The following is a 24,661-nucleotide window of genomic DNA, read 5'->3' on the forward strand; positions in this document are numbered from 1 at the left end:
CGGACTGATCAGCCCGCTTGCAACTTAGACACGCGTCGGGTCAGGGGACAATGCCCTGTTGGTTCAGGGTTTGGTCAAGAAACGCGAGGGTCCGGGCGACTCCCCGAAGCGCACAGGCGGGTCAGGCGGTCCAGCCCAGCCACGCCTCGCCGGCGGTCAGGGCGGCCCACCACCAGGCGAAGGCGACCACCGGCAGGGCCAGCACCCAGTAGGGCCTGGTCTTGCGCCAGCGCCACCCCACCCAGACGAAGAGCACCCAACAGGCGAGCAGGGCGACGACTGCCCAGCCCGGCGCGACCAGGCCGGAGGCGACGTAGAACGGCAGCACCGCGACCATGGCCGCCAGCCCCACCCACGGCAGCACGACGCGCCAGTCAGGTCCCATGCCGGGCATCGTGGCACAGCGACCGTTCACCGACCCGCAGGACGCACCCACCGCACAGGACGTCCGGCCTCTGGCGCGGAGCCCACGCGGCACCCACGATGGGCCCATGACCCAGGGTGCCTACGCCGCTGCCTACGCCGAGAGCCTCGACGACCCGAACGCCTTCTGGGGCCGGGCCGCACAGGCCATCGACTGGATCACGCCGCCGACCCGCGTGCTCGACGACGACCGGCCTCCCTTCTTCCGGTGGTTCACCGGCGGCGCGCTCAACACCTGCCACAACGCGCTCGACCGCCACGTGGCGGCGGGGCGCGGCGACCAGGCGGCGGTGATCTACGACAGCCCCGTCACCGGCGAGCGTCGCACCCTGACGTATGCCGGGCTGCTCGACGAGGTCTCGCGGTTCGCCGGCGTGCTGGACTCGCTCGGCGTCGAGAAGGGCGACCGGGTCGTCATCTACATGCCGATGGTGCCCGAGGCGGTCGTCGCGATGCTGGCCTGCGCCCGTATCGGCGCCGTGCACTCCGTGGTGTTCGGAGGGTTCGCGCCAGGCGAGCTGTCGGTGCGCATCGAGGACGCCGAGCCCACCGTCGTCGTCACGGCCTCGTGCGGCATCGAGCCCAAGCGGGTGGTGGAGTACAAGCCGATGCTCGACGCCGCTCTGGACCGCAGCAGCCACAAGCCCGAGTCCGTCATCGTCCTCCAGCGCGAGCAGGCCCGGGCAGCGGTCGGTGAACGCGACACCGACTGGGAGGAGATGGAGTGGGCCGACCTCATGCGGGACGCCGAGCCCGCCGACTGCGTCGAGGTCGCCGCCACCGACCCGCTCTACGTCCTCTACACCTCCGGCACGACCGGCCGACCCAAGGGCATCGTCCGCGACAACGGTGGCCACGCGGTGGCGCTGCGCTGGTCGATGGAGAACGTCTACGACATCGGTCCCGGCGACGTCTGGTTCACGGCCAGCGACGTCGGCTGGGTCGTCGGCCACTCCTACATCGTCTACGCCCCACTGCTCACCGGTGCAACCACCGTTCTCTACGAGGGGAAACCGGTCGGCACCCCCGACGCCGGCGCGTTCTGGAAGGTGATCGCCGACCACCGGGTGAAGGCCATGTTCACCGCGCCCACGGCATACCGGGCCATCAAGCGGGAGGACCCGGACGGTGTGTTGATGCGGGGGCACGACCTCTCGTCGCTGCGGACCGTGTTCCTGGCAGGCGAGCGGCTCGACCCCGACACCTGGGAGTGGGCGTCGAGGATGCTCGGGGTGCCCGTCATCGACAACTGGTGGCAGACCGAGACCGGGTGGCCCATCGCGGCCAACCTCAGGGGTCTCGAGCCGATGCCGGTCAAGCCGGGGTCGCCGTCGGTGCCCGTGCCCGGGTATGCCGTGGAGGTGCTCGACGAGCGCGGCGAACCGGTGCCTGCGGGCACCGAGGGCGCCATCTGCATCAGGCTGCCCCTCCCACCCGGCACCCTCCCCACGCTGTGGCACGACGACGAGCGCTACGTCGCCGGGTACCTCAGTGCGTTCGACGGCTACTACCTCACCGGCGACGGCGGGCTGGTGGACGAGGACGGCTACCTGTTCGTCATGGGCCGCACCGACGACGTGCTCAACGTCGCCGGGCACCGGCTCTCGACGGGCTCCATGGAGGCGGCGCTCGCCGGCCACGAGGCGGTGGCGGAGTGTGCGGTGATCGGCGTCCACGACGACTTCAAGGGCCAGCTGCCCAGGGCCCTCGTCGTGCTCAAGGCGGGAGTCGACGGCGACGGCGACGGCGACCGCATCCGCGCCGAGCTCGTCAAGCGGGTGCGTGACGAGGTCGGTGCGGTCGCGGCGCTGCACCAGGTCGACATCGTCCCTGCGCTGCCCAAGACCCGCTCCGGCAAGATCCTGCGCAAGACGATGCGCGAGATCGCCGACGGCAAGCCCGCCACCGTGCCGGGCACGATCGAGGACGCGTCGGTGCTCGACACCCTGAGGCCGGTGCTGCGACCTCAGCCCTGAGACCCCGGGAGGTCCATGTGCATGACCTCCCAGACGTGGCCGTCGAGGTCCTGGAAGCTGCCGCCGTACATCGGGCCGTCGGAGAACGATTCCTTCCAGGGCTTCCCGCCGGCCTCGACCGCCCGGCGGACGAGGTCGTCGACCTCCTGCCGGCTCTCGGCGCTGAGGCAGGTGAGCACCTCGGTGACCTGCCACGCGTCGGCGACCTCGCCGCCCACGAAGGTGCGGAAGAACTCCTCGCGCAGCAGCATCACGAAGATGTTGTCGTCCAGCACGACACAGGCGGCTTTGTCGTCGGAGAACTGCTCGTTGGTCGAGAACCCGAGGGCCTCGAAGAAGCCGCGCGAGGCCGACAGGTCCTTGACGGGCAGGTTGACGAAGATCAGGCGGGACACGGGGGCCTCCTGGGCGGTGGGGCGGCCCGGGGGCCGCCGCTGCGTGGTGCGTATGCCGTGTGGACCCGGCCCGCCGTTCGGACTCATCGGCATTCGGGGTACCTGCGCGCGCCATGGCGCTCGGCAACACCCCGAACCGTGAAGGCAGGGAGTTCTCGCGATGAGTTCCCCGGCCGACGTCGGTCAGTAGAGTCATGAGCGTGACCCAGACGCAGGTCGACGAGGACTTCCTGGCCCAGGCCGAGGGCTACCGGCGCGAGCTGTTCGCGCACTGCTACCGCATGATGGGCTCCGCCCACGACGCCGAGGACCTCGTCCAGGAGACCTACCTGCGGGCCTGGCGGGCCTACCACGGCTTCGAGGGCCGGTCGTCGATGCGCACCTGGCTGCACCGCATCGCCACCAACGCGTGCCTGTCGGCCCTCGAGGGCCGCAGCCGCCGGCCGATGCCGACGGGTCTCGGCTCTCCAGCCCTGCCCGGTGACGCACCGCTGGTGCAGCAGACAGAGGTGCTCTGGCTGGAGCCGGTGCCCACCAGCCTCGTGACGGACCCCCAGGACCCGGCCAGCATCGTGGACGGCCAGGCCGGCGTGCGACTCGCCCTCATCGCAGCGCTGCAGCACCTGCCCCCACGCCAGCGAGCCGTGCTCATCCTCCGGGAGGTGCTGCGCTGGTCGGCCGCGGAGGTGGCCGAGGCGCTCGAGACCACCACGGCCTCGGTCAACAGCGCCCTCCAGCGCGCCCGCGCCACCCTCGACGCCGCTGCCCTGACCGAGGCCGACGTCGTCGAGCCCACCGACCCCGCCCAGCGCGAGCTGCTCGACCGCTACGCCCGCGCGATGGAGCTCAAGGACATCGCCGCCATCGTCAGCCTGTGCGCCAGGGAGGCGGTCTGGGAGATGCCCCCGTTCGTGGGGTGGTACCAGGGCGCCGAGACCATCGGCCTGCTCATCGACGTCAACTGCCCTGCGGGACCGGGCCAGCTGCGCATGGTGCCGACGACCGCGAACGGCCAGGCAGCCTTCGGCATGTACTACCTCACCGACGACGGCACCTACCGGCCGTTCCAGCTGCACGTGCTCGAGCTGCGCGGCGGCGAGGTGGCCCACGTCTCCGCGTTCTTCGACCACTCGCTCTTCGCGCTCTTCGGGCTGCCGGACTTCCTCGACGCCGACACCCCGCTGTACTCGCCGACGCCATGAGCCTGCAGCCGGGAGCCACGCCCGTGACTGCCGGCACCGAGCTGCTCGAACGGGCGCTGGGGTTCACCCGCGGCGCCCTCGCCCTCGTCACGCCCGGTCTGCTCGGGCGGCCGACGCCGTGCTCGGCCTGGCGTCTGCGCGACCTGCTCAGCCACATGGAGGACTCCCTCGTGGCGCTGCACGACGCGGCTGCCGAAGGCAGCATCGCGCTCGCAGTGTGGCCGCCCGGCGCACCGGGCGACGAGCCGGCCGTGGTCGCATCGCTGCGGCACCACGGCTGTGCCCTGCTCGGCGCGTGGACCCGGCTCGAGCACGACCAGCCGGTCGCCATCGGGGGCAGGCCCCTCCCCGCCAGCACGGTCGCCGTCGTGGGCGCCCTCGAGGTGGCGGTGCACGGGTGGGACGTCGCCCGTTCCTGCGGCCGGGCGTGGTCGCTTCCCGAGGGCCTGGCGCTGGAGCTGCTGCGGCACGTCGACGCCCTGGTCGGGGCGGAGGACCACGGGGTCCGCTTCGCCGACCCCGTACAGCTCCCACCCGGGCGTCCACCCAGTGACCGCCTGCTCGCGTTGACCGGTCGAGCGCCAGACTGGGGTGCGTGACAGGGGTCTTCGAGGGGTTCGCGACCATCGGCGCGGTCATCGCCCTCGGCGCCCTGCTCGCCCAGCTCAAGGTGCTCGACCTCACCGCCCAGGTGCTCCTGTCGAGGCTGGCCTTCTTCGTCGCCAGTCCTGCGCTCATGGTGGTGACCCTGTCCTCCACCGACGTCTCGGCGGTGCTCTCGCGCAACCTCGTCGCCTCGATCGCGGGAGTCGCGGTGGCGGGTGGCGTGTATGCCGTGCTGGCTCGCCTCGCGTGGCGCCGGCCGCTGGGCCACACCGTGATCGGCACCCTCGCGGCCAGCTACGTCAACGCGGGCAACCTCGGCATCCCGATCGCCGCCTACGTGCTGGGCAACGCGGCCTACGTGGCCCCGACGCTGCTCCTCCAGCTGCTCGTGCTGCAGCCCCTTGCCCTGGCCGTGCTCGACGCCGACGCACGCGGCGGGAGGGTGCCGGTGAGGCTGGTGCTGACCCGCCCGTTCACCAACCCGCTGACCGTCGGCTCACTCGTCGGGCTGGTCCTCGCCGTGACCGGGTGGACCCTGCCCGGCGCGGTGCAGGACCCGCTCGAGCTCGTGGCGGGCATGGCCGTTCCGGCGATGCTCATCGCCTACGGGATCGCCCTGCGGCTGGGTCCGGGCCTTGGGGCGGGCGGGTCGGCCGGCGAGGTGGCTGTGACGTCGGCGCTGAAGCTGGTCGCCCAGCCCCTGACGGCCTACCTCGTGGCGCACTTCCTGCTCGGCGTCGACGGCCACGCCCTGCTGGCGATCGTGGTCACGTCGGCCCTTCCCACCGCACAGAACATCTTCGTGCACGCCACCCGCTACGACCGCGGCGCGGTGCTGGCCCGCGACACCATCCTGGTGACGACGGTGGGCTCGGTGCCGGTCATCCTGCTGCTCGCCGTCCTGCTCGGCTGACGCCCGAAGCAAGGTTGGGCCAACCTTTCGAACACGGCCGAACCTTCGGCCAGCAAGGGAAGGTTGGGCGAACCTTGGCGCGGCGGGGTCAGCGGCGACGACGGGCGGTGCCGAAGATCGAGCGGGTGATCTCCCTGCCGATCACCGTGCCCGCCGATCGGAGCATCGAGCGGAAGGCGCTCGACTGCACCACCTGCTCGACCATGCCCGGCTCCTCCTTGGGCTGGCGGCGGGCGGGAGCCCCGGACTCCTCGCGGCGAGGAGCCCGCGCCGGTGCCGGGGCCGGCTCCTCCTCGGGGGTGGGCGCGGCGGCCAGGCGGGCCTGCAGCTTCTCGTAGGCGGACTCGCGGTCGGCCACCGCGGCATACGTCTGCGCCAGGGGCGAGGCGGCGACGGCCTGCGCGACCACCGCCTCGTCCGAGGGAGCCATGAGCGACTGGGGCGCGACCATCCGGGTCCACGCGACAGGGGTGGGCGCGCCCTTCTCCGAGAGCACCGTCACGACGGCCTCGCCGGTCCCCAGCGTGGTGAGCAGCTCGGAGAGGTCGTAGTCGGTGTGCGGGTAGGTGGAGACGGCGGCCTTGAGCGCCTTGGCGTCGTCGGGCGTGAACGCACGCAGGGCGTGCTGGACCCGGTTGCCCAGCTGCGCGAGCACGTCGGAGGGCACGTCCTTCGGGCTCTGGGTGACGAAGAAGACGCCGACGCCCTTGGACCGGATGAGCCGGACGGTCTGCTCGATGGCGTCCTGGAAGGCCTTGCTGGCCTCGTCGAAGAGCAGGTGTGCCTCGTCGAAGAAGAAGACCAGCTTGGGCTTGTCGAGGTCACCGACCTCGGGCAGGTCGTGGAACAGGTCGGCGAGCAGCCACATGAGGAAGGTCGAGAACAGCTGCGGGCGGTCCTGCACGGCGGGCAGCTCGAGGCACGTGACCATCCCCCGGCCGTCGCCGGCGGTGCGCAGCAGGTCGGCCGTGTCGAACTCGGGTTCGCCGAAGAAGACGTCGGCGCCCTGGTCGGAGAAGGTGATGAGCTCGCGCAGGATCACCCCGGCCGTCGCGGACGACAGCCCGCCGAGCGCCTTGAGCTCGGCCTTGCCCTCGTCGGAGGTGAGGTGCGAGATGACCGCGCGCAGGTCCTTGAGGTCCAGCAGGGCCAGGCCGTTCTTGTCGGCGTAGTGGAACACCAGCCCCAGGCTCGACTCCTGGGTGTCGTTGAGCCCGAGGACCTTCGCGAGCAGGGTCGGCCCGAACGAGGTGATGGTCGCGCGCACGGGGATGCCCGTGCCGAGGCCCCCGAGCGACAGGAACTCGGTCGGGTATGCCGTGGGCGCCCACTGCTGCCCCACGTCGGCGGAGCGGGCGGCCAGCTTCTCGTTGGGGACCCCGGGACTGGCCATCCCCGAAAGGTCGCCCTTGATGTCGGCGAGGAAGACGGGGACCCCCTGCGCCGACAGCTGCTCGGCCATCAGCTGGAGGGTCTTGGTCTTGCCGGTGCCGGTCGCCCCCGCCACGAGGCCGTGCCGGTTGAGCGACGACAGCGGGAGGCGCACGGGCGCGTCGGCGTGCGCGTGTCCGTCGACGACGGCGGCGCCGAGATGAAGCGCAGCGCCCTCGGACGCGTAACCGGCTCGGATCGCGTCCAGCTGGGCGCTGCCGGCCGGGGTGGTCGCGGGGCTCTCGGTCGCCTTGTCCGTCACGCTCGGCACTCTAGTGCGGGCCCTTCCCGCCCGCCCGGTCCACGACGAGAGCCGCGAAGGCGAGCCCGCGGCATACCGCCTATCGTGTCCGCGTGATCTTCAAGGCTGTCGGTGACACCCGCCCCTACCCCGACCACGGCAAGGACGCCGTCCGGGACTGGGCAGACGTGCCCCCGCGCATGGTCCGCCTCGAGGAGCTCATCACCACGAAGCGGACCCTCGACCTCGGCCAGCTGCTGGCGGAGGACTCGACGTTCTACGGCGACCTGTTCGCCCACGTCGTCGAGTGGCAGGGCAACCTCTACCTCGAGGACGGGCTGCACCGCGCGTTGCGGGCAGCACTGCAGCAGCGTCCTACCCTGCACGCGCGCGTCCTCGTGCTTGACTAGGCGCTGACCGCGCCGAGGGGGCGCGCCACATGGAGGTGGCGGGTGAGCTACATCGTCGAGTCGGGGGCTTCGAGCTCCCGCAGGAGCCGACGCCGCCGCGCCCTCATCACCCTGGCCGTCGTGGCGCTCATGCTCTTCTTCGCCTTCTGGTACGCCTACTCGTACTACCGCACGTCGTCGGAGCCGACTGCTGCCCCGGCGCCCACGTGCGCCACGACGGCTCCGGCCAAAGCAGGCGCAGCGCCCCGGCCGGCCGAGATCACCGTGAACGTCTACAACGCCACGGACCGGGCCGGCCTGGCGGCGAAGACTGCCGCCGAGGTCCGCCAGCGCGGCTTCGACGTCGCAACCATCACGAACGACCCGCTGCGGCGCACCGTCACCGGGCCGGCCGAGGTCCGCTACGGGAAGTCGGGCACCGCGAAGGCCAAGGTGGTCCTCGGCCTCGTCAAGGGCGCCAAGCCGGTGCGTGACGGCAGGGTCGACGGCTCGGTCGACCTCGTGCTGGGCGAGAAGTTCACGGCCCTGGTGAAGCGGCCCGCGGCCCCGGCGGCCGAGCCGTCGGCCCCCGCCTGCTGACCATGCGCGCCGTGTTCTACGAGCGGGAGGACGCGTCCGCGGCGGCCGACGCGCTGCACGCCAAGGGGTATGCCGCGTGGTTGCGCAAGGAGCGCTTCCACGGCGAGGACGACGAGCTCGACCACCCGTGGGCCCTGGAGACCGACGCACCCGAGGACGTGGTGACCGCACTCGTCACCGAGGAGAGCGGCTGGCTCGAGCGGTAGCCGCCGCTCGGCCCCTGACCGACGAGGGCCTGCACGCGTTCGGCCTGACGTAGCGTGGACGCATGATCTCGGTGGACCTGGCCCGGCAGCTGTCGTCGGCCGGGGTGATGTGGCAGCCGCAGCCGGGCGACCGGTTCACGATCGACGAGCCCGACCTGCTCGGCGACCTGTTCTGGATCAGCGAGCTCACGATCGAGCTGCACCACTACCAGGACCAGTCGGTGCTGGGGTTCAACGGCACCACCGAGTGGGCGCTCGACTCGGTGCCGCTCGACATCGCGTTGTGGATGCCCCGCGAGGACCAGCTCAGGTCGCTGCTCGGCAGCCGGTTCGCGCGACTGACGCGACTGAGCCGGAACGGCGCCGGCTGGGTGGTGGGCGTGCACGACGGCGTCGGGGTGGTCGAGTTCGCCCACCCCGACGTCGAGTGTGCCTATGCCCTGGCTCTCCTCAGCCTCGCCTGACTGCTGGGGAGCCGTGCCCTGCTAGGGAGTGGCGCCCGCGTGCCGCTGGTGCGTGCGGGTGACCTGCAGGTCCAGGGCGCCGACGACGAGCGTGATCGCGCCGACGATCCATGCCGTCCAGGCCATGGCCGTGGTGTCGGCGAACCCCATGACCCACGGCGAGATGATGAACAGCACGCCCATCAGCGCGGTGAGGCCCTCGACCGACAACATGTCGGGCCGCACCAGCTCGATGACGGAGAGCACCACGGTGACTGCACCGAGGACGATCATGGTCGTCGTCGCCCGGTCCTCCGTCGTGGTCCAGATGGGGGACAACAGCGCATAGGCGCCGGCGATGAGGACGATGAAGTCCTGTGGGTGGATCTTCTGCTTCACGGGAAAACCCCTTTCGTGCACCGGGGTCCGTCGATCCGAGGCGGGCCAACAGCACAATTCTCAGCCGTGGCCAACGCCCGGTCAATGAGTCGCCGGCGACGCCCGGGACCTTCGACCCCAATCGGGCCACACGGACGCGTTGACCGCGGCCCAGCCGTCATTCACTGGCAGGATCGCGGTGTGCCGGGTGGCGGCCCAGGGTGCCCCAGCTCCCCCGCCGCGGTGTTCCGATTCGAGGGGAAGGACCTGACGTGAGGGTGGTCGAGCTGGAGGAGGCGGTTCGCCTCGCCGAGGCGGTGCAGGCCGTGGGCGCCGAGCCGCGAGTGGTCACCAGCGGCAACTTCGCTACACCACTGCCGCTGCTGGAGGCGATCGCCGCGCAGCTTCCGGCCTTCCGGCTGCACCTGCTGAACCCCCAGCGCGGCCTGCCCCTGCACGACGGCGTCGTGCCCGAGACGATGTTCGTGGGACCGGGCTTCCGCGGGCACCCGCGGCTGGCCTACGTGCCGAGCCGCCTCTCCCTGGCGCCCCGCCTGTTCTCCGCCACGCTCCCGCCGGACATCGTCCTCATCCACACGACCCTGCCGCGCGACGGGATGGTCTCGCTGGGCACGGAGGTCAACGTCCTGCCCGCGGCGATCGAGGCGGTCCGCGCCCGGGGCGGTCTGGTGCTCGCGCAGCTGAACCCGCTCATGCCCTGGACGTTCGGCGATGCCCTCGTGCCCGTCGACCAGATCGACGCCGGCGTCGAGGTGGAGCAGCCGCTGGCCGTGCACACCCCGTCCCCGCCTGACCACACCTCCGCCCACATCGGCGCCCAGGTCGCGGCGGCGATCGGCGACGGCGCGACCATCCAGGCGGGCATCGGCGCGGTGCCCGACGCCACCGTGGCCGGACTCATCGACCGGAGCGGGCTGCGGGTGTGGACCGAGATGTTCAGCGACGGGATCCTCGCGCTCGAGCAGGCGGGAGCCCTCGACCGGGAGGTGCCCATCAACACCTCGTTCGTGTTCGGGTCGGCCGAGCTCTACGAGTGGCTCGACGGCAACGAGCGCGTCATGATGCGCCGCACCGAGGTCACCAACTCCCCGGCCCGCATCGCCGAGCAGCGGATGATGACCTCGGTCAACACTGCGCTCCAGATCGACCTGTTCGGCCAGGCGAACGCGTCGCGGATCAACGCCCGGATCTACTCGGGATTCGGAGGCCAGACGGACTTCACCGTCGGCGCCCTGCAGTCCCCCGGCGGCCAGGCCTTCATGGCGCTGCGCTCGTGGCACCCCAAGGCCGACTGCTCGACGATCGTGCCGCTCGTCGACGAGCCCGTGACCTCCTTCCAGCACACGGCCGTCGTGACCGAGCAGGGCGTGGCGCGCATCGCCGGCCTCGACGAGCGCACGCAGGCTCGCAACCTCATCGAGCACGCCGCCCACCCGGCCGTGCGCGACGAGCTGCGCGAGGAGGCTCGAGCCCTGGGCCTGCTCTGAGCGGCGCCCGGTGGGGCACCGGCCGGCTCGAGGATCAGACGTCGGCCTCGTAGGCCTCGTCCGGCGCGTGCACGACCAGCACGGGGCTCTCCGCGATGTGCACCAGGCCGCGGCTGACCGAGCCGAGGATCAGGCTGCGGAAGCCTCCCCGTCCGCGTGACCCCACGACCACGACTCCGGCGGTCTTCGAGCGCTCCGCGAGGGCGTATGCCGGCCGGTCGCGCACCGCGGTGTACTCGACATCGAGAGCGGGGTGGTTGCGCCGGACCCGCTCGCGCGCCTGGGCGAGGACGGCCTTGGCCGTGCCTGCCGCAGCATCGGCGAGCTCCTCCTCCGGGTAGACGTCCAGCCACGGAGTCACGCCCACCCACCCCGTGACGGGCACCTGGTAGGCGGCAACCACGTGCAGGGCGGCACCGGCGCGTTCGGCGAGCTCGGAGGCCTCGTCGACCGCGGCGTTGGAGGCGGGCGAGCCGTCGACACCGACCACCACGGGGGCGCCGGGTCCCGGCACCCGCGTGGACGCGCCACGCACCACCGCCACGGGGCACTGCGAGTGCGCCGTGACGCCGAACGCCACGGAGCCGAGGAGGGTGCCCACGAGGTCACCGTGACCCCGGTTGCCCACGACGACGAGAACCGCGCTGCGGGAGGCGGCAACGAGGGCGGCCGCGGCGGTGTCGATGACCAGGCTCGACTCGACCACGAGGCCGGGGTCGGTCTTGCGGGCCCGCTCGACAGCGTCGGCGAGCACCTCGCGGGCCGCCCCCTCGATCTTCGCCAGGGCCCACGGGGCTCCGGAGTCCATGGGCATGGGGAGGGCGGCGCCGAGCTCCACGGCGAGGACGACCTTGAGCGGCACCCCACGCCGTGCCGCCTCCGCCGCCGCCCAGTCCAGGGCCGCGGTCGAGGTCGCCGAGCCATCGAAGCCCACCACGACGCCGGCGAAGTTGCTGCTCATCTCGTCCTCCTCCGCAGGGCGATGGGGTGGTCGGGCCCTCGCGGCCCCGGCCACCCCGGGTTGTTCACGGATGTCGCTACTTCAGCCAGCCGTTCCTCTGCACGAAGGACAGCTGCTCCCACTTGGCGCCCAGTCCCAGTGTGCGGCCTGCGCCGGCCAGGGCGAGGGCCACGAGCACCATCGCGTAGACGAGGTGGTCGTCCATGAAGGGGTTGTTGGCCAGCGGGAACTGCGCGGCCCACATGAGGACGAGGAGCAGCGAGCCGGTGGCGGCCGCGATCCGCATCCCGATGCCGAGGAGGAGGGCCAGGCCGATGCCTGCCAGGCCGGCCATGAACAGCCAGTCGGCCCACGTCTGTCCGGCCATGCCGTTGAAGAAGCCCTTGAAGGTGCCCTCGGCGCCCTTCAGGAAGCCGGTCGTGGGGCTGCCGCCGTTGATCCAGGCACGCTCGGTCGGCGTCGCGAAGCCGAGGCCGAACAGCTTGTCGATGAAGGCCCACGCGAACACCCAGCCGATGCTCAGGCGGATGGCTGCGTTCACGTAGCGCAGCGCCTTGCCGGAAGCGGTCTCGGGTGCGATGACCTCAGGGTGGACGAAGTTGGGGTCCGGTAGTCGGGTACCCGATTGGCTCCGGTGCTTGGTGCTCATGGCTTGTCCCTCCTAGGTGTTCTTGCCACTTCAGCACTCTCAGGTTCCCCCGCGACGCCGGCACGGTTCAGGGGACTAGGGCACCAGCCGGGGGGACCAAGGACCCCCGGACCACCCCGGACGACCGCGGACCGGGGCGCGCGCCGGCGCGGCGGCGGCATACGGGCCGTTGGCCCCTGCCGACTCGCGTGTGCCGTGGGCAGACTTGGTGTGTGGGCGCGGTGTCGCGCCCCGCTGGGAGGTAGCCATGGACGAGACGCTTGCCCCGATGGAGCACCTGACGGTGTCGGAGTCGTGGTCCCTGGTGCGCTCGGTGCCGGTGGGCCGGCTCGCGGTGGTGGTCGACGGCAAGCCGGAGATCTTCCCGCTGAACCACGTGGTCGACCAGGGGACGCTCGTCTTCCGCACGGCCGAGGGCACCAAGCTCTCGGGGGCGGTGGGGCACGACGTCGCCTACGAGGTCGACGGCATCGGGCAGGAGGGCGCAGTCGCGTGGAGCGTCGTCATCAAGGGCCGGGCCCGTGAGGTGGCGCGGCTGCACGAGTCCCTCGAGGCACTGGACCTGCCCCTCCAACCCTGGCACCGCGGGCCGAAGCCGAGGGTGGTGCGCATCGAGCCGGAGGAGGTCCACGGCCGGCGGTTCACGGTGACGCTGACGCCGACGCGGCCGCCGGCTCCCCACGCCGGCGAGGAGTAGCGCTCAGGTCGGGCGAGCGCCGAGCCAGTCCAGGGCGGCCGCCGCGGTCCAAGACTGGCCGTGGCTGCCGAGCGGATCACCCGTGAGGGGTTCGTAGTACTCGGCACAGGTGAGGTCGGCGAGCTGGGCCAGCCCCTCCGACCGCCACCGGTCGGCGAGCTCCTGGTCGCCGTGGCGTTCGAGGGCCCACCAGAAGAGCCAGTTCATCACCGGCCAGATCGGACCCCGCCAGTAGGTGCGGGGCCGGAAGCCCGGATCGTCAGGCGACAACGTCGGCGGCAGGGCGAAACGCAACCTGGGGTGGCCGGCCCACCGTGGGCCGGTGATGGTCTCGCGCTGCCGGGGGTAGACCTCGTCGTCACCCCCGCACAGCAGGACGGCGAACGAGGCGAGCGACTCCGCGTCGGTCCACGAGCCCGCGCGGGCGTCCCAGTCCCGGCAGAGACCACTGTCGGGCGCGACGCTGGCGAGCACCGCTGCCCGGGCTCGTGCAGCGATGTCCATCTGGTCGGCCACCTCCTGCTCCATTCCGAGGTCGCGCCCGACAGCGGTGAGCTCTTCTGCAGCGACGGCGAGGACGGCCGTCATGAAGACGTCGCCCACCCGGAAGTCGATGACCTCCGCGATGCGCCTGTCGTCGTAGTCGACGGACCGCATCTGTGCGACGAGGTGGAGGTAGCGCTGGTACTCGGCGTCCGACGGCCGCTCGGAGACGTCGGCGACGAGCGCGGTGTCGTGGCGCCGCAGCTCGTGCTCCTGCGCGACCCTGATCGCTGCGTAGGCGGAGTCCCAGCGCGGGGAGTTGTCCATGCCCGACTCCCACCCGTGGTGGATCTGCACCAGACCCTGCCCGTCGGGGTCCCGAGCGGTCGACAGCCACCGGTGCCAGGCGGCGAGCCGGGGCACGGCCTCCGCGGCGAAGGCCCGCGCCTCCTCCTGCGCCGGCCCACCCTCGTCGGTCGCGATCTGCAGGATGCGGGCGAGCGCGATGGCGTGGACCGGTGGCTGGCAGATCCCGCTGGTATGCACCCCGGAGGGCTTGGCCGCGGCGCGGTCGGTGTCCCACACGTCTGGGCCGGGGAAGTATGCCGCCCCTGGGGTGAACACGATGTGCGGAATCATCCCGGTGCTCCACTGGGCGGCCAGCAGGCTGCGCAGCTCGGTGAGGGCCCGGGCGACGGAGACGCGGGCCAGCCCGATCGAGATGAACGCGGCGTCCCACGACCACTGGTGCGGGTAGAGCCTGGGGGCGGCCATCACCAAGGAGCCCAGGTCGTTCTGCGCCAGCACGCGACGCGCAGCAGCCTCGATCTGGTCGAGCGGCAGGTCACTCATCGCAGGTCCTGGCCTCCTCGTGCACGCGCCCCATCAGCAGGTCACCTCGCCGAGGCTTCTGTACGGTCATGAACATGGTGGCGACGTTGCCTGGTGAGTCAAGGGCTGGGTCGTCCTCCGACCCCCGAAGCGCCGAGCACCAGGCGTGGCTCGCCGCCGAGCGCGACCGGCTGTGGCGCTTCGGGGCGGCGGCGGTGCTGCCGGACGGCGGCTTCGGGTGGCTCGACGACACCGGCCGCGTCGACCCGACGCGGCCCGTGGAGGCATGGATCTCCTGCCGCATGACGCACGTCGCCGCCCTCGAGACACTTGCGGGGCGGGACGCCGCGGAGCCGGTCCTCGACCACGGCGTGCGCACGCTCGAGACCACGCTGCACGACACCGAGCACGACGGCTGGTATGCCGCGGTGGGGCCGGGCAGCGCCGTCACCGACGAGAAGCGCGCCTACGAGCACGCCTTCGTGCTGCTGGGCGCGGCCGGTGCCGTGGCGGCGGGACACCCCCGCGGTGAGCGGCTGCTGGACCGTGCCCGAGAGGTGTTCGACACCCACTTCTGGTCGGACGAGGAGGGGATGGCGGTCGACGTCTGGGCCCGCGGGTGGGACCGGCTCGAGCCCTACCGAGGGGCCAACGCCAACATGCACGGTGTCGAGGCGATGCTCGCCGTGCACGACGTCACCGGCGACCGCACCTGGCTCGATCGGGCCTCCCGTGTCACCGAGCGCCTGTTGCACGAGCAGGCGCGCAGCCACGGCTGGCTGCTCCCGGAGCACTACACCCCGAGCTGGGAGCCCGTGCTGGACTTCAACCGGACCGAGCCGGCCCACCCCTTCCGGCCGTTCGGCGCCACGGTGGGCCACCTCCTGGAGTGGGCTCGGCTCACCCTCCACCTGCGCCACGCTCTGGGACCACAGGCGCCGTCGTGGATGCTCGAGGCCGCTCGAGCGCTGTTCGCCACCGCGGTGGACGTCGGCTGGGACGTCGACGGCGCCGCGGGCTTCGTCTACACGACCGACTTCGCCGGCTCACCGGTGGTGCACACCCGGCTGCACTGGGTCGTCACCGAGGCCATCGCCGCGGCATACACCCTCTGGGACGCCACCGGAGAGGAGGGCTACCGACGGTGGTACGCCACGTGGTGGGACTACGCGGACCGGCACCTCATCGACCTCGAAGACGGGTCCTGGCGCCATGAGCTCGACGAGCACAACCGTCCGGCCGCGTCGGTGTGGCAGGGGAAGCCGGACGTCTACCACGCCTACCAGGCAGCTCTCCTGCCCTCGCTGGGCTCCATCTCGTCCTTCGCCGGCGCCCTGGGACGACACGACCGGGGGTGACGCCGTCACGGCGCCACCCCCGGTCGTCGAGGCTGAGTCCGGTCAGCCCCCGTGGGAGCCGGCCCGGCGACGTGCCACCTGGAGTCCGGTGCCGGCCGCCGTGGCGCCGGCACCGAGGAGGGCCATCAGGCCCAGGCCACCGGCACCGGTGAAGGCCAGGCCGGCCGGCAGGGCACTGGCCTGCTGGGTCGGGCGCAGGGCCATCACGGAGGACGCACGGTCGGCGACCGATGCGGACACCTCGCGGTAGGCTGCCAACGCCGGGGCAGCCGGGCTCGCCTCGACGGGGCGCGCCACCGGCGAGGCGGCCGCCTCCTCGGGCCGCCCGGGCACCGCGGGCTGCGAGCCGGTGGCCGGGACGGACGGACCCACGCCACCCTGCCGGAACTCGCCGGTCTCGGGCTGGGGCTCTGACTGGCTTCCGGGCTGGGTGACGGGAGCCTGGTCCTGGCAGGGCTCGAGCCAGAGCACCTTCTGCTTGGCGCCGCCGGGCGCCTCGAGGGAGTCGACGGCGACCTTGAGGTGGTAGCCCTGCTGGGGGTGCGGGGAGACCGCGTCGAGGCCGAGGTCCTCCGCCGTGTAGACGCGGGTCGCACCGTCGAAGTCCTGCGCGGCTCCGCCTGCCGGGTCGTCGCTGGTGGGGACGGCCGTCTCGTGCAGCAGCGCGCCACCCCCGGTTGGGGCGATGCCGGTCACGGTGATGTCGGCGGTCTGCCCGTCGTCGAAGCCGAAGAAGGTCACCCGGAAGGCGCACGAGGTGTGCGGCTCGTTGTCGACGCGGGCGTCCCACGCTGCGCCGTCGACCTTGATCGTGCCGTTGTTACCGGCGGGGTCCTGGTCCCGCTGGGTCGACCCGCGCTCGGCTGCGGGCCGCGAGGAGGGGCGCTCGGTGGCCTGCTGCGACCCGGGCCGCGCGGAGGTGGACTGCTCCGCACTCCGCTCGGCGGCCGGCTGCGGGGCGCCTCGCTCGACGCCGCCGCCGCGGGCAGCAGGCTTGCCGCTGGTCGAGGTGTGGCCGGGCTTGTCGGGCTGCCCGCCGGCGACGGCCGCGGACGCCACCCCCACACCCAGGGTGCCGGCGAGGCCGCAGCTGAGCGCCATCCGCCCGAGCGGCCGGGTCGCGGCGAGGAGGGCGGCGCCGGTGCGGGTGGCGGTGCGGTGCGTGTCGGGCGTGCTGATCATGGTCTGGTCTCCCCTTGGTCAGGAACTGGTCAAGTTCGGTGACCACCTCAACGGGAGACCGTCGCGGAAGTTACGCATCTTCTGCAGAAGTTGAGCAGGTTTTGGGCAATTCGGACAAAACGGCTCTCGGGCAGCCCGATCGGGCATTGCCGCCCACCCCGAGCCCGGGCCGACGATGACAGAGCGCCATCGTGGCGCCCGGCCCCTGGCGCACCGCACCGTGCAAAGGAGGAGCCATCTGGGGCTACGTCCTGGCCGGGAAGATCACCTACAAGTGCAACGGGGCTGACGAGACGTTCGAAGCGGGCGAGGCCTACGACGTCCCGCCCGGCCACACGCCGGTCCTGTACGCCGGCACCGAGGTCGTCGGGTTGAGCACGACCGACGAGCTGCCGCGCCCCCTCGACGTGGTCAGCAAGAACCTGGCGCCGCCGGCTGAGGTGCCCGCGGGTCACCGGGACCTTGGCCCCTGCGCCCACCTGCGCAGCGCACCTAGCGTGCAGGAGTGACCCGGAATCGGCGTGGCGGCCCGTTCCCGCGCGGCAGGGCACCGCGGGTCGCGCGCTGGTGCGACGCGCACGTCCTGGTCACCGGAGGGTCGAGCGGCATCGGGCGGGCGTTCGTCCGCCAGGTCGCCCGCCTCGGGTCCACCGTCTCGGTGCTGGCCCTCGACGACGGCGACCTCGCCGCGACCGCAGACGAGCTGGCCTCACTCGGCATCGGGCACGTCGCGCTCCCCACCGACGTGGCCGACGAGGGCTCCGTGGCATCGGCAGTCGCCCGCGCCACCGGGGCTCTGGGGCCGTGCGACGTGCTGCTGACCTGCGCCGGAATCGCCCACCCCGGTTACTTCGAGCAGCTCGACGACAGCATCTTCCGGCGCACCATGGAGATCGACTACTTCGGCACCCTGTACGCCGCTCGGGCAGTGGTACCCGCGATGGTCGAGCACGGGCATGGCAGCGTCGTCGGCATCTCGTCGACGGCCGGGCTGGTCGGGGTGTTCGGCTACTCGGCCTACTCACCACCCAAGTTCGCCGTGCGCGGCCTGCTCGAGGTGCTGCGGGTCGAGCTGCACCCCAAGGGGATCCACGTCGGCTGCGTCTGCCCGCCCGACACCGACACGCCACAGCTGGCATACGAGAACCAGTTCAAGCCACCGGAGACGTTCGCCATCTCGGGCGCCATCGAACCCTTCACGCCCGAGCGCGTGGCGGCCAGCATCGTCCACGGCATGGAGCGGGGTCGCTTCCTCATCACGCCCGGCTGGCAGGGCCAGCTGGTGGCGCGCACCACCGGCCTGGCGCGGGAGGCGTGGTTCGCGTACTTCGACGCGCGGGTCCGGTCCTCTCGACGCACGGAGAGGGTCGCTCACACCACGCGGGAGCCGAAGTAGACGGCCAGGAGGCTACCGAACAACAGGCTCCAGCCGACGATGACCACCTCCACCCACATCTGTCCTGACTGCGGCAGCAGGCGGAAGAGCCCGTTCTGCAGGTTGAACGTCAGGTCCATCAGCCCGAGGAAGACCAGCGCACCCGCGGCAAGCAGCCCGAAGACGGTCGCGTAGTCGGCGCCGGTGAAGAGGCCGACCGCGGCGACCAGTGAGCAGGCTGCCATCCACCCGTCGGCAGCGGGGAAGGCTCGCTCGAAGCGCAGGTACCACTCCTCCGCCACGACCTGCACCGTGCCGCGGAGGAAGAAGTCGAGCCAGTAGGCCACCGTCACGACCGCCGTGATGACCAGCAGCACCCCGAGGACCGTGTCCACATCAGCCTCCCTGCCGCAGCCCAGACCGCGCCATGAGGGCTCGGGCCCCGTCCATGACCCGCTCGGTGTTGGGCAGCACCGCGGCCTCCAGGTCGCGCGCGTACGGGATCGTCTCCTCGGTGGTGACCCTGCCGTAGGCCGCAGGCACACCGCGCTCGGCGAGCATGGCGGCCACCTCGCCGGACAGGCCACCGCGGGTGTAGTCCTCGTCGACGACGAGGACCCGTCGCGTGCGCCGTGCAAGGTCGACCACCGCCTCCGAGTCCAGGGGCGCCACGCTGCGCAGGTCGAGCACGGCCGCCGAGAGCCCCTCGGCTGCAAGGCGATCCGCCGCCTCGACGCAGCGGTGCACCCCCACACCGAGCGACACCATCACCAGGTCGGTGCCCTGTCGCCGCAGGGCAGCCACGCCCAGCGGCACGGGCGCCGGCTCGGGGGCGACCTCGCCGTGAGCGCCGGCGGCGGGCACGTCGAAGTCGACGCCCGCCCTGCTCGCGCCACCGACGTAGTCCAGCCACTGCTCCGACAGGAGCTTGTGCTCCAGGAACACGACCGGGCCGGGGGCCGCGATCGCCGACAGGAGCAAGCCCGCGGCGTCCGCGGGTGTTGACGGCACGACCACCGACAGCCCCGGGATGCCCGCGAGCAGTCCCCACAACGCCTGCTCGTGCTGGCCCGCGTCCCCGTAGCCACCGCCGCAGGCGGCACGGACGACCAGGGGCGCCTGCCACCGCCCTCCGCTGAAGGCCTCGAGCTTGGCGGCGTGGTTGAGCAGCTGGTCGAGCGCCACGCCGATGAAGTCGACGAACATGACCTCGACGACCGGGCGCAGTCCCGCCATCGAGGCGCCGAGCGCCGTTCCCAGCAGGGCGGACTCGCTGATGGGGCTGTCGACCACCCGGTCGCCGCCGAAGCGGACGAAGGCGTTGCGCCGCAACATCCGCACATCCTCACCGATCACCACCACCCGTGGGTCGCGGGCCATCGCCAGGGCGAGTGCCCGCTCGACGGCCTCCGAGAACGACGTGTCAGCCATCGCGCACCGCCCTGGCCAGCGCCTCACGCAACGCCGTCTCCACCTCGAGACGGGCCTGGCCGGCCAGCTCGGTCGCAGCGGCAGCGGACAGCTTGCGCCCCGCCCGGCGCACCGGGTCGCTGGCGTCGCCCGGACGCCGCACCGCCACGGAAACCGCCTTCGAGCCCATCGAGGTGAGGGCGGCCAGTCGGTGCGGCAGGGGAGCTCCTGGCTGGCTCCGCAGCTCGCCGAGCAGCGGGCCGACCTCGGTCGCGAGCTCACTCACGGCGGAGGTCAGGCGCACCAGGGGGTCGCCGAGGAAGTGCCCCTCGGGCCGTGGGCAGGTCGCCAGCAGCGTCGTGGGCCCGCTGCCGCGCCGCGCCCGGAACACCGCGCTCGAGGCGGCTCGGGCCACCGCCTCGACATCGCGGCCGTCCACCCGCTCCACCGGCATACCGAAGGCCGCCAGGCGGCCCCGCAGCCCACCACCGGTGAGGGCACTGGACCTCGTGGTCACCGCCCAGCGGTTGTCCTTGCACACGAAGACCACGGGCAGGCGCCAGGCGGAGGCGAGGTTGAGCGACTCCATGAGCATTCCCTCGTTGACCGCGCCGTCGCCGAAGAAGGCCACCGCGACGCCGCCCTCGCCCCTCCCGCGGGCGGCGAGGCCGAACCCGCACGCCAGCGGGCCGGGTGCCCCGACGATGCCCGAGGCCGCAGCCAGGTGCGCGCGCGACATCAGGTGCATGTGGCCGGCGCGGCCGCCGCAGAGCCCGTGGGGGGAGCCCAGCACCTCCAGGAGCAGCGCGGTGAGGTCCACGCCGCGCGCGACGAGTGCTGGGGTGGACCGGTAGTCGAGAGCCAGGGCGTCGCGTTGGTCGAGGTTCGCCACCACGCCGGCGACCACGGCCTCCTCGCCGATGCCGAGGTGCATCTCCCCCGACACCAGGCCGTCGTGCCACAGGAGGGCGAGCGCCTGTTCGGTCCACCGGATCCGACACATCTGCAGGTAGAGCCCCTGCAGCCGCTCGCCCCGGCTGGCCGGCATGGTCCCTCCCTCCCGCTGGAGTCCACCGTGGCTGGCGGGCGCGGCGGCCGCAAGGGCCCTAGGTCACCGAGGGGACCCAGCCGTGAAGAGACGGCGCTACGTTGTCGATGAGGGCTCTGCTGCGAGGAGGCACATCCGGTGACCGACCCCAACGCCTCCCACGATGTCGCGGCACCGGGCCCGGGCAGCCCTGTGCCGTCACCGCCGGCGGGGCAGCCGGTCACGGACCCCGCTGCTGTCGTGCGCTCCAAGCCGTACCTGTCGGCGCTGTTGCTCGCCGCCGTCCTGGGCATCCCGATCTCCGTCGCGGCCTACGGCTTTCTGGCGCTGGTTACCGAGGTCCAGACGTACCTGTTCACGGACCTGCCGAACAACGTCTTCGCGGAGGGCACCCCCGCCTGGTGGCCGGTGCCCTGGCTGGGGCTGTGCGGACTGCTGACCGGCTTGACCATCCGCCACCTGCCCGGCAACGGCGGTCACTCGCCCGCGCTCGGGTTCCACGCCGGCGGAGGTCCGCCAGCAGCTCGCGAGCTGCCCGGCATCGCCCTGGCATCCTTGGCCACGCTGAGCCTGGGCGCAGTGCTCGGCCCCGAGGCGCCGCTGATCGCTCTCGGCGGAGGCCTTGCCGCGCTCACCGTCCGGCTGGCCCGCAAGGACGCACCACCGATGGCGCTGACGGTCATGGCCTCGGCCGGCAGCTTCGCGGCCATCAGCACGCTGCTCGGCTCACCCCTGCTCGGCGCCTTCCTCATCATGGAGGCTGCCGGGATCGCCGGTGCGACGCTCACCCTCGTCGCGCTGCCGGGCCTACTCGCCTCCGGTGTCGGCGCCCTGGTCTTCGTCGGCTTGGACAGCTGGACCGGGCTGGGCACGTTCTCGCTGGCCCTCACGACCGTGCCACCGGCAACGGCTCCGACGCTGGCGAGCCTCGCGTGGGCGCTGGCGGTGGGCGCAGCGGGGGCGCTGCTCGGCTGGGGAATCCGCTGGGTCGGCCTGTCGCTGCGCCCGATGGTGCACGCCAGCCGAGTCCTGGTGACCGCGGCCCTCGGCCTGCTCATCGGTCTCACGGCAATGACCTACCAGCTCCTCTCCGGGAACAGCTTCAGCCAGGTGTTGTTCTCCGGACAGGACGCACTGCCCGACCTGGTCGCGGACGCCTCCAGCTACTCGCTCGGCGCCCTCCTCCTGCTCGCCGGGTGCAAGATGCTGGCCTACGGCCTCTCCCTGAGCGCGTTCCGCGGCGGCCCGGTCTTTCCCGCCATGTTCATCGGTGCAGTGCTCGGCATCGCGGCAAGCGGCCTGCCCGGCCTCGACCTGGCGCCGGCGATCGGCATGGGCATCGGTGCGATGTGCTGCGCGATGCTGCGGTTGCCGCTGACCTCGACGCTGTTGGCCACCCTGCTGCTCGGCGTCGACGGCGTGGCAGTGACACCGCAGGTCGTGGTCGCCGTGGCAGTCGCCTTCGTCCTGACCATGGTTCTCCCCGTCCCTGACCGGTTCACCCGGGCGGGGTGAGCCGCTCGGCGGGCGCCCGCCGGAGGGTGGTGCCTGTCGAGCCGTCGAGAGGAGCAGCATGTCCGTGCGGCCCTTCCTGCTCAATGCGGCGATCGCCTGGCTGTTCATCGTGGGGTCCTCGTGCTTCGTCCTCGGGTCGGTGCCGGCCTATGCGAACGCTGTCGGCGGACCGGTGGACGGGATCACCTACGTCGTGGGCTCGCTCTTCTTCACTGCGGCTTCGTTCACCCAGCTCCTGCAGGCGCAGAGCCCGGCGATGACCGGCGTCGACGAGGTCGGGCAGCACAGGCGTGCACCGGTCAGGCTCTGGAACTGGCTGCCCCACGATCGAGGTTGGCTGGCCGCGACCACGCAGTTCCCTGGAACGGTGTTCTTCAACATCAGCACCCTGGCCGCGCTCACGCATAACGCGAGCGCGGCGGAGCAGAACCGGTACGTCTGGCGCCCGGACCTCTTCGGGTCGACCCTCTTCCTCGTCGCGAGCGCGTTCGGCGTGCTCGCCGTCACCGACCGCTTCCTCAGCCTGCGGCCACGATCGCTCCCCTGGCGCATCGCCTGGCTGAACATGGTCGGCTCGGTCCTGTTCATGGCCTCGGCACTGGCCAGCTACGTCGTCCCCAGCACGGACGAGCTGGTGAGCACGCGAGTGGCCGTGGCAGGCACCCTGCTCGGCGCCGTGTGCTTCCTCGCCGGCGCCGCGCTGATGTTCCCCGCCTGGCGACAGACACTCCTCCAGGTGCAGCCACCCCTGCGCCCCCAACACCCCTAGGACACGCCCATGACCACCGATCCGGACATCAACGCCGCTGCCGCCCTGTTCGGCAACAGCTTCGCCACCCGGGAGGTGCCGAGCCACGAGTTCCCCGAGGCGGGCATGACCGCGGTCGACGCCATGCGGCTGGTCGCCGAGGACCTCGCCCTGGAAGGCGACCCGGCGCGCAACCTCGCCACGTTCGTGACGACGTGGATGGAGCCGGAAGCGCAGCGGATCATCGCCGCCAACCAGCACCGCAACTTCATCGACCACGCCGAGTACCCGCGCACGGCCGAGATCGAGCAACGCTGCATACGGATGCTGGCCGACCTCTTCCACGCCCCCGGCGAGACCACCGGAGCACGCACCCAGGGTTCGTCCGAGGCGATCATGCTTGGGGCGCTTTCGCTGAAGTGGAGCTGGCGCAAGCGGCGCGAGGCCGCCGGCGAGTCCGCCACGAGCCCCAACCTCGTGTTCGGCGGGGACGTGCACGTCGTGTGGGAGAAGTTCTGCCGCTACTTCGACGTGGAGCCCCGCATCGTCCCGCTCCAGCCGGGCAAGTACACCATCGGCCCCGAGGACGTCAGGCCACACCTCGACGAGAACACCATCGGGGTCGCGGCCGTCCTCGGAACCACCTTCACCGGGCACAAGGACGACATCGTCGGGATCAACAACCTGCTGCTGCGGATCAAGCAGGAGCGTGGCCTCGACATCCCCCTGCACGTCGACGGGGCGAGCGGTGGCTTCGTCTGGCCGTTCCTCTACCCCGACTCCGCCTGGGACTTCCGCCTCGAGCAGGTGCGCTCCATCAACGTCTCAGGGCACAAGTTCGGCCTCGTCTACCCCGGCATCGGCTGGCTTGTCTTCCGGGAGAAGTCCGACCTCGCCCCCGACCTGGTCTTCGAGGAGAACTACCTGGGCAAGACCGACGCCACCTTCACCCTGAACTTCTCCACCGGTTCCGCGATGGTGCTCGCGCAGTACTACAACCTCGTCCGCTACGGGCGCGCCGGCTACACCTACATCATGCGCAACATGCAGGCGAACGCCCACCTGCTGGCCGACAAGCTGGCCGCCATGGGTCGGTTCGAGCTGATCGGCCGAGACGAGGAACAGCTCCCGCTCGTGGCGTTCCAGCTCTCCGGCGACCACGGCTACGACGAGTTCGACATCGCCTGGCAGCTGTCCGCCGAGCGCGGCTGGATGGTCCCGGCCTACACCCTTCCCCCCAACGCGCAGGACGTGACGATCATGCGGGCCCTGGTCAAGCAGACCCTCAGCCACGAGCACGTCGACACCCTCGCCCGCGACATCGAGGAGGCCTGCGCAACTCTCGCGCGCAAAGGCGGAGCCCACGAGTCCGAGCGCAGGAAGGTCGTCACCGGCCCAGGGCACTGACCTGCCAGAGATGGCCGCTGGCCGTGGACTCAGGAGTGGTCGGCCCGGACCCGCTGTCCCGTGCAGTCGACGGTCACGGTGCCCCATAGGGAAGGATCCACTGCGGGCGGGTGTGGCCGAAGGGGATCCCGACCACCACGAGGGCGTCGCCGGGGCGCCCTTGGGCGGAGAGGCAGGCCGCCAAGACGCCGTGGGTGAAGCTGGATGCCGTCTTGCCGTCGACCATGCGGGTGGTCATCTGGCAGCGGACCCGAGAGTGAGCCGGATCATGGTGCGGTGGGGGTCG

General features: G+C 72.0%; 28 protein-coding genes. 16 read left to right on the forward strand and 12 right to left on the reverse strand.

Annotated elements, in window-relative coordinates:
• Positions 1–121: 121 nt before the first annotated feature.
• A complete protein-coding gene (locus P2F65_RS07265) occupies positions 122–385 on the reverse strand; it encodes a hypothetical protein (RefSeq protein WP_275805570.1) in 264 nt (87 codons plus the stop codon).
• Between the two features lie 106 nt (positions 386–491).
• Between P2F65_RS07265 and P2F65_RS07270 the strand changes: the two genes are divergently transcribed.
• Positions 492–2,399 carry a propionyl-CoA synthetase gene (locus tag P2F65_RS07270; protein ID WP_275805572.1) on the forward strand — a complete coding sequence of 636 codons (1,908 nt, stop codon included), beginning with the start codon at positions 492–494 and terminating at the stop codon, positions 2,397–2,399.
• Here the strand turns inward: P2F65_RS07270 and P2F65_RS07275 are convergent.
• Positions 2,390–2,794 carry a VOC family protein gene (locus tag P2F65_RS07275; RefSeq protein WP_275805574.1) on the reverse strand — a complete coding sequence of 135 codons (405 nt, stop codon included), beginning with the start codon at positions 2,792–2,794 and terminating at the stop codon, positions 2,390–2,392. The two genes, P2F65_RS07270 and P2F65_RS07275, sit on opposite strands and share 10 nt — an antisense overlap.
• A gap of 194 nt (positions 2,795–2,988) precedes the next feature.
• On the opposite strand from P2F65_RS07275, the gene P2F65_RS07280 reads away from it, so the two are divergent.
• Genes P2F65_RS07280 through P2F65_RS07290 form a run of 3 tightly spaced genes read left to right on the forward strand, consistent with a single transcriptional unit; the run spans position 2,989 to position 5,515 of the window.
• Entirely contained in the window at positions 2,989–3,996 is a 1,008-nt protein-coding gene (locus tag P2F65_RS07280; protein WP_275805576.1) for a sigma-70 family RNA polymerase sigma factor, read from the forward strand.
• Positions 3,993–4,595 (forward strand): TIGR03086 family metal-binding protein, encoded by a 603-nt coding sequence (locus P2F65_RS07285; protein WP_275805578.1) that lies wholly within the window; start codon positions 3,993–3,995, stop codon positions 4,593–4,595. The genes P2F65_RS07280 and P2F65_RS07285 overlap by 4 nt, the downstream gene beginning before the upstream one ends.
• The gene (locus P2F65_RS07290) at positions 4,592–5,515 is read left to right on the forward strand and encodes an AEC family transporter (RefSeq protein ID WP_275805580.1); all 924 of its coding nucleotides are present in this window, start codon (positions 4,592–4,594) and stop codon (positions 5,513–5,515) included. Before P2F65_RS07285 ends, P2F65_RS07290 begins: the two co-directional genes overlap by 4 nt.
• Positions 5,516–5,603: 88 nt before the next feature.
• Here P2F65_RS07290 and P2F65_RS07295 read toward each other — a convergent pair whose 3' ends face one another.
• Positions 5,604–7,208, reverse strand: a complete 1,605-nt coding sequence (locus P2F65_RS07295; protein WP_275805582.1) for a helicase HerA-like domain-containing protein — start codon at positions 7,206–7,208, stop codon at positions 5,604–5,606.
• A gap of 92 nt (positions 7,209–7,300) precedes the next feature.
• On the opposite strand from P2F65_RS07295, the gene P2F65_RS07300 reads away from it, so the two are divergent.
• The 4 genes from P2F65_RS07300 (at position 7,301) to P2F65_RS07315 (ending at position 8,846) form a co-directional block, all read left to right on the forward strand.
• Positions 7,301–7,597: a type II toxin-antitoxin system VapB family antitoxin gene (locus tag P2F65_RS07300; RefSeq protein ID WP_275805584.1), complete on the forward strand. Its 297-nt coding sequence runs from the start codon at positions 7,301–7,303 to the stop codon at positions 7,595–7,597.
• Between the two features lie 42 nt (positions 7,598–7,639).
• Positions 7,640–8,176 carry a LytR C-terminal domain-containing protein gene (locus tag P2F65_RS07305; RefSeq protein WP_275805586.1) on the forward strand — a complete coding sequence of 179 codons (537 nt, stop codon included), beginning with the start codon at positions 7,640–7,642 and terminating at the stop codon, positions 8,174–8,176.
• Positions 8,177–8,178: 2 nt separating this feature from the next.
• A complete protein-coding gene (locus P2F65_RS07310) occupies positions 8,179–8,382 on the forward strand; it encodes a hypothetical protein (RefSeq protein ID WP_275805587.1) in 204 nt (67 codons plus the stop codon).
• A gap of 62 nt (positions 8,383–8,444) precedes the next feature.
• A complete protein-coding gene (locus P2F65_RS07315; RefSeq protein ID WP_275805589.1) occupies positions 8,445–8,846 on the forward strand; it encodes a hypothetical protein in 402 nt (133 codons plus the stop codon).
• A gap of 21 nt (positions 8,847–8,867) precedes the next feature.
• Here P2F65_RS07315 and P2F65_RS07320 read toward each other — a convergent pair whose 3' ends face one another.
• Positions 8,868–9,224 (reverse strand): SPW repeat protein, encoded by a 357-nt coding sequence (locus tag P2F65_RS07320; protein ID WP_275805591.1) that lies wholly within the window; start codon positions 9,222–9,224, stop codon positions 8,868–8,870.
• Between the two features lie 251 nt (positions 9,225–9,475).
• Here P2F65_RS07320 and P2F65_RS07325 point away from each other — a divergent pair, with 251 nt between their 5' ends.
• Positions 9,476–10,711 carry an acetyl-CoA hydrolase/transferase C-terminal domain-containing protein gene (locus tag P2F65_RS07325; RefSeq protein WP_345803678.1) on the forward strand — a complete coding sequence of 412 codons (1,236 nt, stop codon included), beginning with the start codon at positions 9,476–9,478 and terminating at the stop codon, positions 10,709–10,711.
• A 34-nt stretch (positions 10,712–10,745) separates the two neighbouring features.
• Here P2F65_RS07325 and P2F65_RS07330 read toward each other — a convergent pair whose 3' ends face one another.
• Positions 10,746–11,672, reverse strand: a complete 927-nt coding sequence (locus P2F65_RS07330; protein WP_275805593.1) for a universal stress protein — start codon at positions 11,670–11,672, stop codon at positions 10,746–10,748.
• A 76-nt stretch (positions 11,673–11,748) separates the two neighbouring features.
• Entirely contained in the window at positions 11,749–12,321 is a 573-nt protein-coding gene (locus tag P2F65_RS07335) for a hypothetical protein (RefSeq protein ID WP_275805595.1), read from the reverse strand.
• Positions 12,322–12,568: 247 nt separating this feature from the next.
• Here P2F65_RS07335 and P2F65_RS07340 point away from each other — a divergent pair, with 247 nt between their 5' ends.
• Positions 12,569–13,018: a pyridoxamine 5'-phosphate oxidase family protein gene (locus P2F65_RS07340; RefSeq protein WP_275805597.1), complete on the forward strand. Its 450-nt coding sequence runs from the start codon at positions 12,569–12,571 to the stop codon at positions 13,016–13,018.
• Between the two features lie 3 nt (positions 13,019–13,021).
• On the opposite strand, the gene P2F65_RS07345 is transcribed toward P2F65_RS07340, so the two are convergent.
• Positions 13,022–14,353, reverse strand: a complete 1,332-nt coding sequence (locus tag P2F65_RS07345) for a glycogen debranching protein (protein ID WP_275805599.1) — start codon at positions 14,351–14,353, stop codon at positions 13,022–13,024.
• 74 nt (positions 14,354–14,427) lie between these two features.
• Between P2F65_RS07345 and P2F65_RS07350 the strand changes: the two genes are divergently transcribed.
• Positions 14,428–15,690 (forward strand): AGE family epimerase/isomerase, encoded by a 1,263-nt coding sequence (locus tag P2F65_RS07350; RefSeq protein ID WP_275805601.1) that lies wholly within the window; start codon positions 14,428–14,430, stop codon positions 15,688–15,690.
• Positions 15,691–15,732: 42 nt separating this feature from the next.
• On the opposite strand, the gene P2F65_RS07355 is transcribed toward P2F65_RS07350, so the two are convergent.
• Positions 15,733–16,872, reverse strand: coding sequence for a hypothetical protein (locus P2F65_RS07355; RefSeq protein ID WP_275805603.1), 1,140 nt, complete (start codon positions 16,870–16,872; stop codon positions 15,733–15,735).
• Between the two features lie 191 nt (positions 16,873–17,063).
• On the opposite strand from P2F65_RS07355, the gene P2F65_RS07360 reads away from it, so the two are divergent.
• Together P2F65_RS07360 and P2F65_RS07365 are read left to right on the forward strand one after the other, a co-directional pair.
• Entirely contained in the window at positions 17,064–17,381 is a 318-nt protein-coding gene (locus P2F65_RS07360) for a hypothetical protein (RefSeq protein ID WP_275805605.1), read from the forward strand.
• Positions 17,378–18,268 (forward strand): SDR family oxidoreductase, encoded by an 891-nt coding sequence (locus P2F65_RS07365; RefSeq protein ID WP_275805607.1) that lies wholly within the window; start codon positions 17,378–17,380, stop codon positions 18,266–18,268. Before P2F65_RS07360 ends, P2F65_RS07365 begins: the two co-directional genes overlap by 4 nt.
• Here P2F65_RS07365 and P2F65_RS07370 read toward each other — a convergent pair.
• The 3 genes from P2F65_RS07370 to P2F65_RS07380 are packed head-to-tail and all read right to left on the reverse strand — an operon-like array spanning position 18,244 to position 20,705.
• A complete protein-coding gene (locus P2F65_RS07370; protein WP_275805609.1) occupies positions 18,244–18,642 on the reverse strand; it encodes a hypothetical protein in 399 nt (132 codons plus the stop codon). The genes P2F65_RS07365 and P2F65_RS07370 overlap by 25 nt on opposite strands.
• Position 18,643: 1 nt before the next feature.
• The gene (locus tag P2F65_RS07375; protein WP_275805611.1) at positions 18,644–19,678 is read right to left on the reverse strand and encodes a transketolase C-terminal domain-containing protein; all 1,035 of its coding nucleotides are present in this window, start codon (positions 19,676–19,678) and stop codon (positions 18,644–18,646) included.
• The gene (locus tag P2F65_RS07380) at positions 19,671–20,705 is read right to left on the reverse strand and encodes a thiamine pyrophosphate-dependent dehydrogenase E1 component subunit alpha (RefSeq protein ID WP_275805613.1); all 1,035 of its coding nucleotides are present in this window, start codon (positions 20,703–20,705) and stop codon (positions 19,671–19,673) included. Before P2F65_RS07380 ends, P2F65_RS07375 begins: the two co-directional genes overlap by 8 nt.
• A gap of 138 nt (positions 20,706–20,843) precedes the next feature.
• On the opposite strand from P2F65_RS07380, the gene P2F65_RS07385 reads away from it, so the two are divergent.
• Genes P2F65_RS07385 through P2F65_RS07395 form a run of 3 tightly spaced genes read left to right on the forward strand, consistent with a single transcriptional unit; the run spans position 20,844 to position 24,375 of the window.
• Positions 20,844–22,220, forward strand: a complete 1,377-nt coding sequence (locus P2F65_RS07385) for a chloride channel protein (protein ID WP_275805615.1) — start codon at positions 20,844–20,846, stop codon at positions 22,218–22,220.
• Positions 22,221–22,278: 58 nt separating this feature from the next.
• Positions 22,279–22,989 carry a hypothetical protein gene (locus tag P2F65_RS07390; protein ID WP_275805617.1) on the forward strand — a complete coding sequence of 237 codons (711 nt, stop codon included), beginning with the start codon at positions 22,279–22,281 and terminating at the stop codon, positions 22,987–22,989.
• Positions 22,990–22,998: 9 nt separating this feature from the next.
• Complete coding sequence (locus tag P2F65_RS07395) at positions 22,999–24,375, forward strand: glutamate decarboxylase (RefSeq protein ID WP_275805619.1); 1,377 nt, start codon at positions 22,999–23,001, stop codon at positions 24,373–24,375.
• A gap of 73 nt (positions 24,376–24,448) precedes the next feature.
• Here P2F65_RS07395 and P2F65_RS07400 read toward each other — a convergent pair whose 3' ends face one another.
• Positions 24,449–24,613, reverse strand: a complete 165-nt coding sequence (locus tag P2F65_RS07400; protein ID WP_275805621.1) for a hypothetical protein — start codon at positions 24,611–24,613, stop codon at positions 24,449–24,451.
• Positions 24,614–24,661 lie beyond the last annotated feature (48 nt).

The organism is Knoellia sp. p5-6-4 (genome assembly GCF_029222705.1).
Taxonomy (GTDB): Bacteria; Actinomycetota; Actinomycetes; order Actinomycetales; family Dermatophilaceae; genus Pedococcus_A.